Origin of the sequence: Erysipelatoclostridium sp. An173 (assembly GCF_963931465.1) — a bacterium.
In the GTDB taxonomy this organism is placed as follows: domain Bacteria; phylum Bacillota_I; class Bacilli_A; order Erysipelotrichales; family Coprobacillaceae; genus Thomasclavelia; species Thomasclavelia merdavium.
This window is the reverse complement of record NZ_OZ007017.1, coordinates 483,781-500,134: the sequence shown is the minus strand read 5'-3', so window position 1 is coordinate 500,134 and position 16,354 is coordinate 483,781. Positions and strand designations below refer to the sequence as shown.

General features: G+C 33.5%; 22 protein-coding genes. All 22 read right to left on the bottom strand.

Annotation, left to right across the window (positions count from 1 at the left end; all coding sequences use genetic code 11):
* Window positions 1-6 precede the first annotated feature (6 nt).
* Window positions 7-462: a hypothetical protein gene (locus tag ABGT36_RS02580; protein ID WP_346676641.1), complete on the bottom strand. Its 456-nt coding sequence runs from the start codon at window positions 460-462 to the stop codon at window positions 7-9.
* Window positions 452-907, bottom strand: a complete 456-nt coding sequence (locus ABGT36_RS02575; protein ID WP_346676639.1) for a peptidoglycan recognition family protein — start codon at window positions 905-907, stop codon at window positions 452-454. The genes ABGT36_RS02580 and ABGT36_RS02575 overlap by 11 nt, the downstream gene beginning before the upstream one ends.
* Window positions 904-1,965 carry a hypothetical protein gene (locus ABGT36_RS02570; protein ID WP_346676637.1) on the bottom strand — a complete coding sequence of 354 codons (1,062 nt, stop codon included), beginning with the start codon at window positions 1,963-1,965 and terminating at the stop codon, window positions 904-906. Before ABGT36_RS02570 ends, ABGT36_RS02575 begins: the two co-directional genes overlap by 4 nt.
* Entirely contained in the window at window positions 1,952-2,836 is an 885-nt protein-coding gene (locus ABGT36_RS02565) for a phage distal tail protein domain-containing protein (RefSeq protein ID WP_346676635.1), read from the bottom strand. The genes ABGT36_RS02570 and ABGT36_RS02565 overlap by 14 nt, the downstream gene beginning before the upstream one ends.
* A 2-nt stretch (window positions 2,837-2,838) precedes the next feature.
* A complete protein-coding gene (locus ABGT36_RS02560) occupies window positions 2,839-4,836 on the bottom strand; it encodes a hypothetical protein (protein WP_346676633.1) in 1,998 nt (665 codons plus the stop codon).
* Window positions 4,837-5,023: 187 nt separating this feature from the next.
* Window positions 5,024-5,488: a hypothetical protein gene (locus ABGT36_RS02555; RefSeq protein ID WP_087372949.1), complete on the bottom strand. Its 465-nt coding sequence runs from the start codon at window positions 5,486-5,488 to the stop codon at window positions 5,024-5,026.
* A 1-nt stretch (window position 5,489) separates the two neighbouring features.
* Window positions 5,490-6,095, bottom strand: a complete 606-nt coding sequence (locus tag ABGT36_RS02550; RefSeq protein WP_346676632.1) for a major tail protein — start codon at window positions 6,093-6,095, stop codon at window positions 5,490-5,492.
* Between the two features lie 9 nt (window positions 6,096-6,104).
* The gene (locus ABGT36_RS02545; protein WP_346676631.1) at window positions 6,105-6,425 is read right to left on the bottom strand and encodes a hypothetical protein; all 321 of its coding nucleotides are present in this window, start codon (window positions 6,423-6,425) and stop codon (window positions 6,105-6,107) included.
* Window positions 6,412-6,750, bottom strand: a complete 339-nt coding sequence (locus ABGT36_RS02540) for a hypothetical protein (RefSeq protein ID WP_346676629.1) — start codon at window positions 6,748-6,750, stop codon at window positions 6,412-6,414. The genes ABGT36_RS02545 and ABGT36_RS02540 overlap by 14 nt, the downstream gene beginning before the upstream one ends.
* Entirely contained in the window at window positions 6,747-7,058 is a 312-nt protein-coding gene (locus tag ABGT36_RS02535; protein WP_346676628.1) for a hypothetical protein, read from the bottom strand. Before ABGT36_RS02535 ends, ABGT36_RS02540 begins: the two co-directional genes overlap by 4 nt.
* Window positions 7,048-7,344: a hypothetical protein gene (locus tag ABGT36_RS02530; RefSeq protein ID WP_346676626.1), complete on the bottom strand. Its 297-nt coding sequence runs from the start codon at window positions 7,342-7,344 to the stop codon at window positions 7,048-7,050. Before ABGT36_RS02530 ends, ABGT36_RS02535 begins: the two co-directional genes overlap by 11 nt.
* 13 nt (window positions 7,345-7,357) lie before the next feature.
* A complete protein-coding gene (locus tag ABGT36_RS02525) occupies window positions 7,358-8,542 on the bottom strand; it encodes a phage major capsid protein (RefSeq protein ID WP_346676624.1) in 1,185 nt (394 codons plus the stop codon).
* A complete protein-coding gene (locus ABGT36_RS02520; protein ID WP_346676622.1) occupies window positions 8,535-9,152 on the bottom strand; it encodes an HK97 family phage prohead protease in 618 nt (205 codons plus the stop codon). The genes ABGT36_RS02525 and ABGT36_RS02520 overlap by 8 nt, the downstream gene beginning before the upstream one ends.
* Window positions 9,145-10,371 (bottom strand): phage portal protein, encoded by a 1,227-nt coding sequence (locus tag ABGT36_RS02515; RefSeq protein ID WP_346676621.1) that lies wholly within the window; start codon window positions 10,369-10,371, stop codon window positions 9,145-9,147. The genes ABGT36_RS02520 and ABGT36_RS02515 overlap by 8 nt, the downstream gene beginning before the upstream one ends.
* Window positions 10,371-10,697 (bottom strand): HNH endonuclease, encoded by a 327-nt coding sequence (locus ABGT36_RS02510; RefSeq protein WP_300628670.1) that lies wholly within the window; start codon window positions 10,695-10,697, stop codon window positions 10,371-10,373. The genes ABGT36_RS02515 and ABGT36_RS02510 overlap by 1 nt, the downstream gene beginning before the upstream one ends.
* Window positions 10,633-12,597 (bottom strand): terminase large subunit domain-containing protein, encoded by a 1,965-nt coding sequence (locus ABGT36_RS02505; RefSeq protein ID WP_346676620.1) that lies wholly within the window; start codon window positions 12,595-12,597, stop codon window positions 10,633-10,635. The genes ABGT36_RS02510 and ABGT36_RS02505 overlap by 65 nt, the downstream gene beginning before the upstream one ends.
* A complete protein-coding gene (locus ABGT36_RS02500; RefSeq protein ID WP_087372916.1) occupies window positions 12,587-13,099 on the bottom strand; it encodes a TetR/AcrR family transcriptional regulator in 513 nt (170 codons plus the stop codon). Before ABGT36_RS02500 ends, ABGT36_RS02505 begins: the two co-directional genes overlap by 11 nt.
* Window positions 13,100-13,435: 336 nt before the next feature.
* Window positions 13,436-13,861, bottom strand: a complete 426-nt coding sequence (locus tag ABGT36_RS02495) for a hypothetical protein (RefSeq protein WP_087372913.1) — start codon at window positions 13,859-13,861, stop codon at window positions 13,436-13,438.
* On the bottom strand, window positions 13,825-14,064 hold the full coding sequence (locus tag ABGT36_RS02490) for a hypothetical protein (RefSeq protein WP_087372911.1): 240 nt from the start codon (window positions 14,062-14,064) through the stop codon (window positions 13,825-13,827). The genes ABGT36_RS02495 and ABGT36_RS02490 overlap by 37 nt, the downstream gene beginning before the upstream one ends.
* On the bottom strand, window positions 14,051-14,404 hold the full coding sequence (locus ABGT36_RS02485; RefSeq protein WP_346676617.1) for a hypothetical protein: 354 nt from the start codon (window positions 14,402-14,404) through the stop codon (window positions 14,051-14,053). The genes ABGT36_RS02490 and ABGT36_RS02485 overlap by 14 nt, the downstream gene beginning before the upstream one ends.
* A 2-nt stretch (window positions 14,405-14,406) precedes the next feature.
* A complete protein-coding gene (locus ABGT36_RS02480; protein WP_346676616.1) occupies window positions 14,407-15,594 on the bottom strand; it encodes a DnaB-like helicase C-terminal domain-containing protein in 1,188 nt (395 codons plus the stop codon).
* Entirely contained in the window at window positions 15,587-16,348 is a 762-nt protein-coding gene (locus ABGT36_RS02475) for a terminase small subunit (protein WP_346676614.1), read from the bottom strand. The genes ABGT36_RS02480 and ABGT36_RS02475 overlap by 8 nt, the downstream gene beginning before the upstream one ends.
* Between the last annotated feature and the right edge of the window lie 6 nt (window positions 16,349-16,354).

The window sequence follows — 16,354 nt, the reverse complement described above, 5'->3', positions numbered from 1 at the left end:
CTTTCTTTATTCATCTTCATCGAAAAAAACAATTTTGTTTTCATCAATATTTCTTATATCTTCTGTTTCTGTAACACTGTTAACTCCAGTAGTAATTTTATAAAGAGGAATATCATAGATGTTTCCATCAGCTAAAATATTTTCTTCTTTTAACAGTGTTACAGTTGTAAATTCACCTTCATGTGTTGCCGGCTGGGTCATATCGATTCGAACAACGATATAACACTCGCTATTCGATGGCAATGTCAATGTATCTGTTCCATCACAATATATATGATGCCCATATACCATTGCTCCCCCGGCTTTTAAAGTGGCTTGCAGATTTGATATAGAAACTTCCATTTCGCTTTCATAATCTTTAAAAATAGAATGTTTTTTATATCCGCTTAAAAAATAATACAAGGCAGCATCCTGCTTAGCTGAAATATCAGCATCATTATCTGCCATCACTCTAATTGACAAGGTTCCACCTCCTGATAAAATTTTCTTTATTCTGATACTGATCAAGAAGTCGATGCGGACAGTATTTTGTTCTATCGAAATCGTTATGGAAATAAATCGGCAGATTGCCTAATTTATTTCTTATCATCTGTATCAGAAGAACTGTATTTTCAACTGCTTTGTTAAATTCTTCATCATTGCCCTTTGAACATATTTCAATAGCAATAGTATATTTATTACCATTGTCATAAGCCTTTCCTGTGTGAAATGCCTGAACATCAAGGGGCATTACCTGAATCGCAATATCTTTATCAACAAAAAAATGAGCAGAGTAGCTCATTGATGAATTCAGCATAATCTGATAGTTTTCTTCAGCTGAATACTGATTATTTGTATTATGAATAGTAATACCTAAAGCGGTCATTGTTCCACCGCTAAACTGCAATTTTTTATTCTCACCTATCATTGAAAATACCTCTCGCTTGCTTTGGTTCTTACTTTTCCAAATGTCATTGTAACTATATCTAAATCGCCTTCTTCTTCTAAATCAAGTTCATAAGCGGTCCATATAGTTTCATAATATTTACCCTTGACACTGATTATAAAATTACCACCTAATTCAAAAGCGTAATAATCATACAGTTTATTATCAAGCATCATATTAACGACAATTTTATGGTTATACATTTCTTTTTCAAGATTGCTCGCTACGACTGTAGAAAGTTCTTCATCAGAATTAACGATATTTGTATTAACTATATTTAAACGAGTAAGATCATTTGCATCCTGAGTGATTCCATTTCCCGTCAGATAGTAAATACCTCTTTTTTGAGTACCATCCTGATTATATATAATAAGTTTATTTGTTGACTGTACTTCTGTAGTTGGAGTAATACTTGTCAACACCACAGTATTATCTATAAATTTATGTACCCCGGTATTTACCGGACCGGTAAATATTGTACTCTGCCCTTCATTAAGCGGAATGTCGACTGTTATTTTTACACTGTAATCATCAAACATTTTAAGCAGCTGTTCATAAACATTGAGCGTATGTACTTCTGTATAATCATATTGCCATCCTCGTGGACATTCATCATCATGTGTAATTTCAAACTGCTCAATCAGACCAGAAATTTTTGGATCATCACTGTTATTGTTTTTATAATGATTTAATATATACTCTGTTCTTTCATTGCAGTTTGAATTGCTGTAAGAACCAACTTGATAAAAATCATTATCATCAAATAAAGTTAAAATTCCATTTACATCAATCTGAATATCTTCTATCTGTTTAATAACACCAGTGTACAGTTTTTTACCATATGCATCGATTAAAATTACAATATCACCCTCTACAGCAGCATTTGGAACTGCTTCGAGTTTAAAACTGCTGTTTTGAGATGTAAGCAAATCATCTCTTGCATTAAATGAAAGAACTCTAGCATAACCGTATGCTTTTTCATTTAATGCAAACCGCCCTTTAAAATACAAACGAAAATATCCTTTTCTAAACTGACGCATATTCATCTCTCCAGCTTACACTTATTTTTCCATCGAATTCATTTGCAAAAGTAAACTTCATACCAGATTTTCCAGGCCTTAAATAACAGAACGTTAAATAAGCTTTATTTGGAATTGCAATTGAAAAATCCTGATAGTTAACAGCATTATTAAGCCATGCACCATCTTTGCTTAATTTTATTTCTTCTTCTAAATCATCTGAATTGATATATACATAATCGAATTCTCCGTTTATACGACAAATACCATATACATCGCCGTTTTGATCATACAAAGAAAAAGCTGGATTACTGCATGCTCCTTCAATTTCAATTATTAAAGGAACAGTCGATGGGCTATTGTTATTTAATATAATATTTTCATAGCCAGCGCTTGCATATGCATATGGACGATTTAGACTGTATTTTTTTCCAGTATTCTTTTTTGCTGTTGCAACAACGGTTGTTAAACTATTGTTTCTCCACATTGTAAGTGGCGTGAATACTACATTGCATCGCAACATATTCGTTTCATAATCAACTTCACCTTTTTCGATACTGCTTAATACTATTTCTCTATAAAAAGAATAATTAGACATCGCAGGGGTCTGATAATGCAAAAACAAAGGCAATACACTAGCAAACTTAATAAACTCTGTATAAGCATCATATGCAAGTGCATTGTCATCATTATTTTTCAAAAGCAGTTCACCGCTGATATTATTCAAATCATCGGTGATACTATTGAGTTTTTGAGCATTGCCTAATCTTGTTAAAGTTACAGTAGCTGTAAATCCTAATCCGGCAGGATTATTAAGAAAACCGTCTTTAAAATCAGTAAGATCAAATTTCTGTCCATTTCCATTGATAAGCCAGAATTTTCTAACAGCCATCTTTATCGCCCTCGCCTTCCTAGATTTTCATCAACTATATCTGTAATAACATTTCCCCATTTTCTCAATGTTTGAACAGAAATAGGAGTACCGTTATTAGTCACATTAAAATTTGTACTTAAATATAAAGTAGTATCTCCGCCGTTTACAATATTGCCAAATCCACCACTATCAAAAAGACCTGAAGCTGAGCCTAATATATTAGAAGCTTCAGATGATTTTTTAGCTATTTCTTCAATTTTATCATCAACGCTCGTTAAATCATCAATATGATCGATAATCCATTTAAATCCCTCGATGATTTCATTTACACCATCTGCGATAGCTATAATTATATCTCGAATCACTTCAAATGCTTTTGTTTTAGAAAAAGCATCATATGCATTATTGAATGCATCTTTAACATCAACCATAAAATTGTATAGTCCTTCAAAAACATCTATCAATACATCTAAAATAGGCTGTAAGACCATACTTACAATATCCGCTACCTTTTTAAATGCATTCCATAATTTTTCTACTAAAAATGTAGCTACGGCCCCGATAACAGGCATTATGTACGTATTGATCCAGTCCCATAATGTTTGTAAAACCGGTATCACTGTTTCGGTTATAAAAGTTGAAACTGTCTCGAATGCAGTCTGCAATGCGGGTAATACCTCTGCGGCAATAGTATCGATAAGATTCTTAAAATCTTCATTTGTGTTATACAGATATACAAAAAGTGCAATCACACCAGCTATCACCCCGGCTATGATCGCAAACCTGGAATTCAGTTTCCCGAAAACTCCTTCTAGTGCACTTACTGCTCCTTTCAGTTTCGTTACAATAGTTATCACTGGACCAATTGCAGCTGCAATACCTGCTACTGCTGCAATTATTACCTTTATTTTAGGGTCAAGATCATTGAACCATTTCAAAAGATCAGCAACAAATTTAGTGACTTTCGCTACGACTGGTTCCATCGTTTTGCCTAAATCAGAAACTGCTTCATTAAGCTCGTATTGTGCATCACTGTTTTCAATAAGACTTTCATTGTTTTCTCTATATGCCTTATTAACATCTGCAAGTCCAGCACTAGCAAGCGTATCTAAGACAAGCTGCTGCTTTTCAGCTTCAGTCTTACATTTTTTAAGTTTTTCAGTGAAATTATCTGCACCTATTCCTAAACGGTCTAATAATTCTCCAAACTGCCCGGTTGCTTCACCAGTTGCCAGTGTTTCCTGCAAACCGTCTGCTAAACTTTCTATTTTTAAAGTGTCTGGAAACTTAATAACTGCACCGCTTAATTCTTCAACGACCCTTGTAAGGTTGTTATCTTTAAAACCAGCCTGCAATAGATTTGATAATCCTTCAACGTTACTGTCGCTTTCACCGGTGATTGCATTCAAATCTTTTAATGCCTGATTGGTAATTTCAAGATTAGCGCCTGCTGTCAAAGCATTTGTTTCAAGCTTTGCCACATCTTCACGGTATTCTTTAGTTGCCTGGGTAGTTGCAGCGGTAGCAGTTGCAATTGCTGCAATCGGTTTAGTCAGTTTATCAGTCAGCGTATTACCGATTTTTTCAGCATTGTCTGCAAGACTGTTTATAGCTTTTCTTACTTTGCTTAAATTCTGATTATCAACTTTTTTTAAAGCATCTTCAGTATCTTTTATATATCTATTACATTGAGCTATATTTTTTTCAGCAGTAGCTATATTTTTCTGTAAAGTAAGCCACTGATCAGAACCAATATCTGCTTTATCCATTTTATTTAATTCAGCGTTATATTTTTCAATCAGCGATTCATTCAATTTGACCTGCTGCTGAAGTGATTTTAAACGCTGATTTAATTTATCGACATTCTTAGGGTCAAATTTAAGATGCGAATTAAGGGTCATTGACTCTTTTTGCAGTTCATTTAATGCCTTTTTTGTCCCGGTGACAGTATCCTGAAACTCTTTATCATCGCCATAAATTTGAATTGTTAAGCCTTTGACTTTGGTTGTCCCTGACATGTGTCACCATCCTTTCTAACAAAAGAAGCAACCTGCTGAGGGGTTGCTTTCTTTCTTACTTTTTTAGAAGTTAAACTTAAACTGCTGATAGATTCCATTAAATTAAACAGAGTTTTCCATGTCTGCTGTCCGGCCCATGCCAGATCAATGTTTAATTTAACTAATATAGCAGTTATATAACTGTAACTTAATACCGCTTTTTTTTTGAAGAAACAGTATTAGACTTTTTTCTATTTGCTTTTTTGTTTGATGATGATGGCAGAGAATCAAAAACGCAGTCTAAAAGACCAGTGATGAAGTTCATATCATTAGCTAAAACTTCAATACCATCTGTTTCGATAAACTTATCTGCATTGAATATGCTGTTGCAGTACTTGCCATCGTTTATTTCCAGATAAGAACTTGCGGCAAGACACAGTATAAATTTTTTATCAGTGATAATCTTCAGATATTTCTGTGTTTTATTTTCTTTGTCTTTTACATCAAGTACCGTTAAAAGCGGCTGTTCAAATAATTCTTCAAAAATACCGCTCGATTCGTGAGTATAAGCAAAAAAGAGCTTGCGCTCTTTTCCTCTTATAACTTTTGGCTCACCGTTTTTCTTATCGATAACTATCTTTTCAGGAATAAAACTGTATTTAAATATCTTCATATTATCCTCCTGATACAACATCTGTAGGCAGTAACACTTTAGTTTTAAAAGTATCAAACCATGTTTTATTTTCTTCCGTTCTGGTAATGCGGGCATAGCCTACCAGTTTCCCGTCAGTATCTTTTACAAAATCGCTTCGTTTTGATTCGTAGCTGATTACAAGATCAGCAGCTTCAATTTCATCTTCGACAGTACTTGTTTCTAAATTCGGCTCTTTAGCTGTAACGTCATAAACATAATGCAGTGTTTGTGTTTCTTCACCGGTTACAGCATTTAGCTCGTTTGTAGTAAAGAAGAAACAGTGCGGTTTTTTAGTACCGGTATCAGTTAGCATTCCATTTGTATTTGCTTTATATCCTAAACAGTTCGTATAATAACTTTCAGGAATATATGTAACAGTAGCCTCACATGTTCTTACTTTTTCACCGGTAATAATAGCAAACGTGGTATTATCAGCGTGAATTTTTGTACTGTTTTCCTCAACTTCAATAGTACTTGATTTCATTCCTGGCATTAAGACCGGTGCAGAAAATTCAGGTGTTTCTTCACTGGTATCGATCAAAGCATAACCGAAATTATCATTACCATAGATAATCTTTTTTTCCATATTGTCCTCCTAACTTTTGATATTTATTTTTATCTTATCTGCCCGTTTTGAAATGCTGTTTTTAACAGCATCCTCTGCAATAATGATGTGTTTTTTTCCTTTGACCCATCCTAGATTTTTACTAAGATGGCCATTTTCTAAAAGATGAGGCAGTCTATAGTTTTCGTTGTAGACTATATAACCGCCTTTTACTTTTTTTGTTTTCCACCCTTTTGCGTAATCGCCTTTTCTCTGCGGACTGTTTCTTTCAGCAGTTTCACGGGCATCTTCTGCAAGAGCTTTTAAAAAATCATCAAGATCCAGTTCGACATCAAAATCATGGACCGGCATTCCACTCATCCACCTTTAAATTAACAGTACATGTAGCAGTATATATATCATTTGCTCTTGCAAAACTAAAAACGGTATCAAAAACTGAATTTATGTATCTGCATAGATTCGTCCTTTTTAATACCGTTTTACTATATACAGTTATTTCTATACGATTATAAATAAAAAAATTAGTGTTATCTGCCGGAATAGATGCATCCTCTATTCTTCTTACATAGATATAATCTTCATTTTTATTTTTAACCTCTTCAAAATAACATTTTGTATTTTCACTATTTTCTTCTAAAAGATCAAGCAGCTCTTTCTGTTTAACAAACCCAATCATACTATAAATTCCTCACAGTCGAGAATACATTTAAGTTTTCTTTGATTATCTTTTAAAACCTGCTTGATTTCATATCTTATTCCTTTGTAGTCAACGTATCTGAGTTCCCCTCTACATGAATTCAGATAGTTTCTACCAATCCTGAAATTTATTGATTTCATCATAGAACGGTTACGATCTTCATAATAACCGCTGCTCCACTGTCCCAGATCATCACATTTAACAGATATTCTGCACTCATTATTGACTGGATTTCCACTGTCATCGTAATCTTCGATTACATATACCAGTTTACATTCACTTTTCATTTATAAATCCTGTTCTTAGTGTTACTACAGAAGTTACATACAGTCTTTGTAAATTTTCACTGTCAAAATCCATATCCATGAGTTTAGATGTTTCTAAAGCAAGGCAGATAGCGTAGTTGTTTGCCAACTCGCTATCTTTTTCTATTTCCGGTATCCCGGCTTTTTTTAAGGTATTTATGGCCCCGCTAAGCAGAATTTCTATTTTTGAATCATAAATATCAGTATCATCAATATCAAGCAGAATTTTTATTTTCTCGAGATAAAATGACTTGTTTTTCTGATCCATTAATTACACCATTTTAAGCTGCCGGTTTTTTTACAACACAGAAGTGAAGAATTTTTGTTGGACGTCCTCCGGCCATGATGTCAGCAATATATCTGATTTGTCCTTCTGGTGCTTTTGTATATGGATCTCTTAATAATGAACATGCAAATCCATTTGGAAAATTAGCACGATATCCTTTAAAATTACCAACTACCATAAATACTTCACCGGTTGTTGCGCTTTCAAAATCTTTGATCTTACTTGAAGTTTCAACACGCATTCCGTTGTAATAATAAACTGCTTTTCCAGTCATAGGGTCAATTATAGATGTAAAAATAGGTCGATCATTTTTATCTTTCATGCCCATAATTGTGTTAAATAATGTTTTCTTATTCATAACAACAATAGGTTCAACATTATCATCAAGCTCCGCCTGAGCAGAAAAGCCTGTAGTTGGTCCTAATGTAGCTGTTTCAAGTTCGGCTACAATAGTTTTATCTGCAACAGTAGTAACACCGTTTAACCCTTTTGTAGCTTTTGTTCCTGTTAGAACTTTTGTATCGCATGCACTAAGAATTTTATCAACAAGCAACTCTGTTACATAATCAGCAAAAGCATCGATTGCCATTACTTCCATTTCCTTAGTGATTTGAATCCATTTTACAATTGTTTCAGGCTGTAATGAAGCATCACCTAATGTAATTTCAGATTCTTCAGGTGCCTCACCCCCTTCAGTTCTGGTTTCGCCTTCTTCACCAGAATCTTTTTCATACGGCACTGATACCAAACCTGGATATGTAGTAATGTGACATAAAGAAATAATAGAGCCTCCATGTCTGACTGCATGTTCGATAGTATTTTCAAGCATAGTTGGTACTAAAACAGAGCCTCCTTGAGAAGTACCGCTGTCATTTGTAGAAATAAATCTTCTTACATAATCACCACTGTCCTGTCTTCTTACAGATTCAAACCATGCATTTCGATATTCACGGCTGGCATAGATATTATCAATTTCATTTCCCTCCATATCATGGAATACATCCATACCTCGATAATTTGGCTGTGGTTGTGGTTCTGGATCAGGTTCAAAGTTTTTTAAGTCTCTTTTAAGATTTTCAATCTCACTGATAAGCTGTGATCTTTGCTCAGGTGTAATATCCTTGCTTCTTGCTTCTTCCTCTTTTTGCTTGATCAGTTTTAAAATTTCTTCTTTATTCATATACATCCTCCATTAATTTATCTAGTTCTTTTATCTGTTTTCTGTATTCTTTTTCTTCAAAATGTTTTTTTACATCTTCATCAATAAATTTACTGCTTCTTGCAACTGCAATTTCTGTCTGCTCATAAGCAGCAAACGTAACTGCACTTACATCGAAAAAACGACCAAATTCAACGATATCACGACGATCCATTTCTTCATCATTTGTTTCTGTCCATTGTGATTTATTTACATATGCACAGAATGACATCGTTGTTATTAAACCGGCTCTGATCATCTCATAAATGTCTCTTCCAATTTGAGTGTTAGCTAATTTAGCTCTTATCTTTAAGCCTTTTTCATCAACAGTAAGCTCAAGAGACCCGTTCAATGTTCTAGCAGCAATTTTGGAATCATCATGGTTTAGATTAAATACAACATCATCCAGTTTTGCTGTACTCATAGCTTCAGGTTTGATGCTTTCGATAAAACCCCATGGAGCTTCACCGATTATAGTATCTTCATTGAAACGTATCGCATATCCTTCAACAATCATCTCCTGACTGTCTTCACTTTCACTCTCAACAGCTCGCATCTCAACATTGAACGAACGTCTAATCAGATCACTCATCTTTATTTCCCTCCTTTGTTGTAAAATTTAAATTGTCAAGCAGTTCGTCACCGCCTTCAACCGGACCGAATTTAAATAACATCTTTCTCATTTCATTTCTACTTGCATACATTGCACCTTTATATGCACAGTCAACGGCTTTTGTAATCGATACATATTCAAATGGATTTCTTCTAAAATCAATTTTTTTGCCTTGTGTTCGAGCAGTAGGTGTCAATGATTTATAATTTATTTCTTCAGTAAACTGCTCTGCAAACGGAGCAATTATCTTGTTGAAATAAATTTCCATCTCATCTTCATTTGCAGTACCATTTACAACTTTTTCATTTATTCCTTTGAATGAATAAATCATCTTAGTTAAAGTATTCTGTTCATCAACGCTTAACGTCCTGAATGGTGCTTTCATATCTATCCATTTTTCGCCAGCATCTAATACAAGTACTCCGCCATTGGCATTTTTGATACGTTCAGTTATTTCGTCCTGCTTGCTGTTTTTTTCATTTGTTCCCATAAGTGCCTGGTTAAGACCACCGATAGCCGATGAGCCCACTTCTACAATTCCACGGATTTCACCACTCTGCATCATTTCATTAAGCAGTACATTCAGCTGTGTATCATATAATCTTGTTAATGTATCTGTTGCATTATCATTGTTGCTTTTATCGCCTTGAAAAATCTGATTAGGATTCTGTCTTAAAAACAGCAGATCATCATAAACAAAAAGCTCTATTTTAGAGCTCGTTTTATTTCTTACTTTCAATAAGATTTTTCCATTGTCCAGCTGGTATCCATGACCGAATTCATAATTTGCCATGTCCAGCGGTGTATAATCAAATACATTTCCATTTATATCACGATTTATTACTGCAATAGCATTGCCGTATTTTGCATACTGATATGCCATTATAAATTTGAAATCATGAGCTGTTAGAAGCGGATTTGGTCTAAGTCCCAGCAACTGATTAAGACGATCTTTTTTTAAATCATCATACTGCGGTTTGCCATCTTCATCTGTGCATTCTTTGTAAGCATAAAAATCTAGTTTAGAGAATTCATTAGCAAATGCAGTATATGTAGTTTCGGTAATTGGACTATGCTTTGTTTGAATGAATTTTGTAGACCAGTCAGCCCAGCTTAATCTGTTGCCATTGCTGTCAACAAAATTAACTCTACGCCTTACAAGATTCCAGGCAAGTTTAACTCGATTTATTAAATTCATCACATCCTCCTTTCATAATCAATATTCAGTTCATCATCAACAATTGTTTCTTTTTCTAATACCGCAGAAAAACGATGATGATGGATGTCATGACATTTCTTATGCACACATACAAGATTATCAAGTCCAAATGCTATATCAGGATCCTGATAATTCTTTTCAGTCAATTCGATTAGATGATGTACATCTAATCTTCCCTTTATAAGTTTTCCGCAAAAATAACAGATTGCTTTATCACGTCTTATCACTGCTGGTCTTACTTCATTTTTCCAGAGCCGTGATTGATAAACAGCCTTTTTCCAGTAAGGCATTGATTCTTGCTTCATTTGCACTCCACCATTGTTTTAAAAGTTCAAGATTTTGAACTCCAGTGTATTTATTTGTAGTAAAAACGTTATAAGCACTTTCGGCTGCCGCTTCAGCAATAACACCATCTTTTTTCTTAGCACTTGGATTTACAAGCTTAAATCCTGTCGCTGTATCTTTTCTTTGTGCTTCAGCAAAATGCAGCTCTGTTAATTTGTTGTTGTTGAAAACTTTATTCTGGGCCCTTATATCTTTCATCTTTTCAAGTATCGGATTTGATAATGCCGATTTTTCCATCTGGAATTTTACACAGATATCACGTCCATCAACGCTTTTAACATTGCCGTTGAAATAACTTTCTATCTTGCTGGCTTTGTTTGGATCAAGACCGAATTTGCATATCTGTATATTTAAATTAAGTTCTAGATAAGCTAAAAAATAGATAACAAAATCTTCTGTTATCCCTGTCATATCCGGCTTTGCACCGGCTCCATATTTTTCAGTTATCCTGTTACATAAATCTTCGTTGATGATAACTACATCACCACGATTGGCATATAGCTGATAACCGTATTTTTTCTGTTTTTTGTTGTAAAGAATATTTGAATCTTCCTTGCTTTTTAATTCAATCATATCTAAAAGTTTTGAATTCAGCGAACCGTTTATCATTTCCTGATAATCATAGTATTTAGGCAGAAAATAAATATCTTTAAAATACCGTTCTTCTGTAAACGGATTTACTATCAGCAATGAAAGACAGGTTAAATCGGCAGTCGGTGACCTCGTCCAGGCCATGTCCAGACCAACGAATATCGGTGCCCCTTTAAATATTTCTTCATTGTATGTTTTTGTTATACATTCGTTTTTAGTAAAAAAGCTGGATTCACCGTTTTGAGGAATATTAAAATTCTTTGTCAGAATTACAACTCTTTTGGATGCATCTTCTATCATTTCTTCTACTTTTTTTATAAGCATAGTTGTATCTACTGCAAAACCTAAAGAAGGATTTGATTTTTTATATACATCATATTTTTTAAGACGATAAGCATCAAATACTTCATTTTCGCTATCCTGTTCAAAAACAGCAAAAAAGCTTCGATACTGTCTTTTTGCAGTTTCTTTAGTCAGTACTTTTGTAGCAAAATCATATCTGTTATCAAGATATCCTCCACGCACGGTTCCATGCGTAGAACTCTCAACAATGAGCATATCACTTCTTTTAGTAGACTTTCTTAAATTGTCCGCATAGCTTGAATCCTTCATAACATGGATTTCATCTAATTCAATTACTGCTGGAATAATACCTTCCTGGTTATCCCCATCACTTGATACTGCAACCAGCAAAGAATTTGTTTTCTCTACGCTTATTCTCGATTTACTATCAACAATCCTTGCATATTTTTTTAAATTACGGTTCTTCTTGATAATCTCCATGGTACAGTCAAAACATAGTCTTGCCTGCTGATGTGAATTGGCACCAATGAAAATGTTCGGTGCTTTAAACTCATTGCTGTATAAAATATATGCATTCAAAAAAGCTATCGTCGTGGTCTTTGCATTTCCTGATGCAATGACCAGCAGGACATCATTTACAACCCTTGAGTATTTGATTTTAGTTCCGATGTAATTTCCATCTGTATCATAGTCAGGCTCCTCGAATTCTCCATAAAAACAGAAAATAGAGTAATACCACCATTTCTGCCACAAAAGCAGTTTTACTTTTTGACCTGCATTTTCACCTTCTGTCAGGATACAGAATTTTTCAATCCAGTCTACACATTTTCTTCCTCTTTCTTCATCGAAATCATATATCTTCAGCATTTCTTCCTGTAATTCAACCTGCTGATGAATCTTTTGCGAATATTCATCAGGGAATTTTTTTGTTCTTTCGATAAACTCTAAAAACGGATTAGTTTGCAAATGGATTATCCTCCGAACTGTTTCCATTTAATCTTATAATGTCCAGTGTCTGTTCCAGTTCCTGGATAGTTTTATTCAAAGCAATGTTCATCTTGATATAATTTTCCAACTGCTTGATCTGCGGGATTGCAGATGTCCCGCCAGATGAATTTTCATAAGTTGTACAACCGTTTTCTTCAATATATAAATCAATTTCATTTTTAAATTTAGAAATCATCGTAACATTAAAGTTATAATCACTTTTGGCATTTAGAAGTCTTTCTTCAACGGTTTCAACTACATCAGTTGTAAGTTTTTTTGCTTTAAATTTAGGTTTGATAATACTTTTCTTACTGGAGGCTTTTATTTTACTGTTGCTTTTTATTCTTTTTGAAAAATGGTCGATAACATTCTTTTCAACTTCCGGGGTTATATTCTTTTTATCAAAACCCATTTTTTCAAAATATTTATAAATAGTTGGTCTTGTGGTCCCGGCTAATTTTGCTAATTTAGTTATCGTCAACTTTGTACCTCCTTTCCTGGACATTTACACATGTTCTGTAAACTTCTATACTAGATGTAAAGCCCTTTTTTTGATTTCAATTCTCAAAAGATTGCCCCCCATTCACCGTTTTCCCCATGGCACCTTGATTTTGAGCAAACCCGGGGGGGATTTTTAAATGTAAAACTTTTTGAATAAAAAAATAAAATAATGTGTAAACTTTACAAAAAAAGACAAGAGAAACTATATTCAATACAGTTTCTCCTGCCTGCTGGATAAATTTCAAGGTTGTTTCGTCGTTCCTAACTTTTCGACAATATCATAATAACACATTTTTTCGTGAACATTGTTGCAACTTTACTTTTCTGCTAATATTTTTTTAATTTCTTTATTGATATTTCGATACAAAGTACTTCTATCTAAATGATATATTCTTGCTGTCCTTTCATGATTCATGCCTACGATATATATCTTTATCATTATTTCCTGTATTTCTAACGGCAACTTACTAAAATAATAATCAACTTCTAATATTCTTTGCTGATAGTAATCTCTACTAATTATCAGTTTTTCTTCATCAACAATAAGACTGTTAAGCTTTTGCAAACTGAATGGCCTTTTATTCTCTATAACATAATTCTTTGGTGCTAATGATTTAATACCGGTCATTTCGTTTCTGATGTTTTCTAGATCATTGTTGATGCCTATTATCTTGCGATTATAATAACCGCATGAAGTAACATCTCTTATAAACTGTTTGATGTCTGCGTTCGTGATTTCCATCTTCTAACTTTCTCCTTCAATTCTTTATAATTATCTGCGACATAGATATATGTATTAATATCAAGACCGCTTATTTTCTGTCTTTTAATCGCATAAAGTGCTGGTTGCTGACTTGTATGACTATCAAAACTATAATCTCTTGCATATTCGAAAGCTTCTAATATTCTTTCGAGTTCAGCAATTGGAATATTATCTAGTATCATATTCAGCCTCTAAAACGTCTGGCAAATAAATCTTACCTGTTGTAGCAAAACAGATGGTTCCTTTTTGCCACAGTGGTTTTAAAATATATCGATAGATAATCATTTGTGCTATATCATCAACATGATCAACAATATAATTACCTTTTTTAAAATTATAACTAATTACTTCATCAATAATCAGTGGTTTATGAATATCAATATTAAATACTTTAGCACTATACATTATTTCATATCTTCTATTTTCATTAGTGCATATGATTATTGCATCATTTCTGTTAGCTTTTTCAATAAGTTCTCTATCGCTCTTTCGAGCTTTATATAATTTATAATCATTAATCATAGTTACCCTCCTCTTAAATCTCTTTTATCACTAAGTTCATAAATAATTTGATTTTGTTTATTATAACCTATTGCGATTCTTGCTTTTGCTCCGCTTCTGTTTTTTTCAATGATTATGCTATAATCGTCATAATCTTCTCGCCAGATGAATAATACTTTGCTGGCGCTTTGTTCAATCTCACCACTATCCCTTAGCATTGCCAAGTTAGGCTTTGAATTAGACTTTGTAGCATCACGGTTTAATTGACATAACCCGATTATGGTACAGTTATTATCTAATGATATCTTTCTTAACTCTTTGGCTATTTCTGTCATTCTTTCATAACTTCCCTTAGCTCTAACACCTATTAAACCGATATGATCAACAAACACTATGAAATGCTTATCACTTTTATAGGTCATAATAAAACTTCTTAGTTTATCAAGAGTAATCGAATTATTAACAATATCTATCTTTCTGCTTGCAATAGAATCAATCGCATTGTTTACCTGCTCTAATTTAATTTGCGGTAGTGTTTCATACTGTTCTAATGTCTTAGCAGCAAATGTTGAATTAATAGATATCAATCTTTGATATAATTCCTCGCTTACCATTTCCAGGTTAAAATAAACACATGGATAATTTTTTGATAGATCATCCATAAGGTTTAATGCTAAAGCACTTTTACCAACTCCTGTACCTCCCGCAAGTATCACAAAATCATTTTCTTTTAGATTTAATTTCTTCTCTAAAATAGTAAATTTATCAAACTTGATGTTCTTTTTATGTTTTGAAATCGATTCAATTAGAATATCTTTACTCAATTTTGTTGATGATGAAGCTCCTAATACTGAATAATCATTGACCGTTTTATAATATTCATCTAAATCTATTTCACCGTCTTTTAAACGTTTTGATGTAGCGATAACAGCTTTCTTTTTAAATTCCCTTATTGCATAATCCTGATAATATTCAAAATATGCAGTTGTAGCAGTGCTGGATGCACATGCTACAACTAAATCCATATCTACATCTTTTTGAGCAATAATATCTTCTAAAATAATTGTTTTATTTTCATGATATGATTTTTTTACTGCATTAAATATAATTCTATGTTTTTTATCAAAAAATTGAGGTTTCAAAATCGTTATATCTAACAGCTCCGGTTTTGTAAGAAACATGCCAAGTAAATCGTCTTGATAATTATTCATATTCGCTCCAGTCTTCTTTTGCAGAGTTATCTAAAGCTTCAATAAAGCCATCGTTTTCGAATGTTTCAGCTTCTTCTCCGGCATTCAATTTACCGATTTGAGCTTTTATCAGCTCAATTTTAGCTTTCTGCTCATCATTAGCCATATTAAGGTGCTTAGTTAACCAGTCGAGTGCTTTCATCCTGTCGTTTAGCTTTATAGAAACACCATGTTTTCCTTGAGTAACTTCTTGAACAATACTTCCATCGACATAGTCACTGTTTTTCAGACTAACACTTCCGCCACTAAATTTTGCATAGTCAGTAATATCTGCAAAAGCAATATCGATATACTTTTGAACGATATCGTGCGGATCCAGCAGAGCTTCTACATAGAGTTCGGCTTTCAACCGCTTTATTTCTTCCTGAATTCCCGGTTCATGCATCCATCTACTAGCCATGACTGCAGCACTGCTGTATTTGGAATTAGGCTTTACTTTCATGTAAGCTTTTACCTGATTGTGATATTTCAAATAATATATACAAAAAAGCTGGCGTTCATCGTCCAGCTTGCTTTCATCTGCAATTTTTTTAGCAATCTTTTTTGCATCTTTTTTGGTTGCAACCTTTTTCTTTTTTGGTTGCAACTTTTTATCTTTCCAGTAGCGACTCTTCCACGACTTGACCGCACTTACAGTAACTCCATACTTTGCTGCTATTTCTTTGTATTTCATACCGCTAAGGTAATCATCATACGCTAGCTCGTATTTTTCCAAGTCATG

Bases quoted from the DNA above. Each gene is read 5' to 3' on its own strand.
- ABGT36_RS02575 (WP_346676639.1), bottom strand. From the start codon at position 907: ATGATAGGTGAGAATAAAAAATTGCAGTTTAGCGGTGGAACAATGACC.
- ABGT36_RS02570 (WP_346676637.1), bottom strand. From the start codon at position 1,965: ATGCGTCAGTTTAGAAAAGGATATTTTCGTTTGTATTTTAAAGGGCGG.
- ABGT36_RS02565 (WP_346676635.1), bottom strand. From the start codon at position 2,836: ATGGCTGTTAGAAAATTCTGGCTTATCAATGGAAATGGACAGAAATTT.
- ABGT36_RS02560 (WP_346676633.1), bottom strand. From the start codon at position 4,836: ATGTCAGGGACAACCAAAGTCAAAGGCTTAACAATTCAAATTTATGGC.
- ABGT36_RS02555 (WP_087372949.1), bottom strand. From the start codon at position 5,488: ATGAAGATATTTAAATACAGTTTTATTCCTGAAAAGATAGTTATCGAT.
- ABGT36_RS02550 (WP_346676632.1), bottom strand. From the start codon at position 6,095: ATGGAAAAAAAGATTATCTATGGTAATGATAATTTCGGTTATGCTTTG.
- ABGT36_RS02545 (WP_346676631.1), bottom strand. From the start codon at position 6,425: ATGCCGGTCCATGATTTTGATGTCGAACTGGATCTTGATGATTTTTTA.
- ABGT36_RS02540 (WP_346676629.1), bottom strand. From the start codon at position 6,750: ATGATTGGGTTTGTTAAACAGAAAGAGCTGCTTGATCTTTTAGAAGAA.
- ABGT36_RS02535 (WP_346676628.1), bottom strand. From the start codon at position 7,058: ATGAAAAGTGAATGTAAACTGGTATATGTAATCGAAGATTACGATGAC.
- ABGT36_RS02530 (WP_346676626.1), bottom strand. From the start codon at position 7,344: ATGGATCAGAAAAACAAGTCATTTTATCTCGAGAAAATAAAAATTCTG.
- ABGT36_RS02525 (WP_346676624.1), bottom strand. From the start codon at position 8,542: ATGAATAAAGAAGAAATTTTAAAACTGATCAAGCAAAAAGAGGAAGAA.
- ABGT36_RS02520 (WP_346676622.1), bottom strand. From the start codon at position 9,152: ATGAGTGATCTGATTAGACGTTCGTTCAATGTTGAGATGCGAGCTGTT.
- ABGT36_RS02515 (WP_346676621.1), bottom strand. From the start codon at position 10,371: ATGAATTTAATAAATCGAGTTAAACTTGCCTGGAATCTTGTAAGGCGT.
- ABGT36_RS02510 (WP_300628670.1), bottom strand. From the start codon at position 10,697: ATGAAGCAAGAATCAATGCCTTACTGGAAAAAGGCTGTTTATCAATCA.
- ABGT36_RS02495 (WP_087372913.1), bottom strand. From the start codon at position 13,861: ATGGAAATCACGAACGCAGACATCAAACAGTTTATAAGAGATGTTACT.
- ABGT36_RS02490 (WP_087372911.1), bottom strand. From the start codon at position 14,064: ATGATACTAGATAATATTCCAATTGCTGAACTCGAAAGAATATTAGAA.
- ABGT36_RS02485 (WP_346676617.1), bottom strand. From the start codon at position 14,404: ATGATTAATGATTATAAATTATATAAAGCTCGAAAGAGCGATAGAGAA.
- ABGT36_RS02480 (WP_346676616.1), bottom strand. From the start codon at position 15,594: ATGAATAATTATCAAGACGATTTACTTGGCATGTTTCTTACAAAACCG.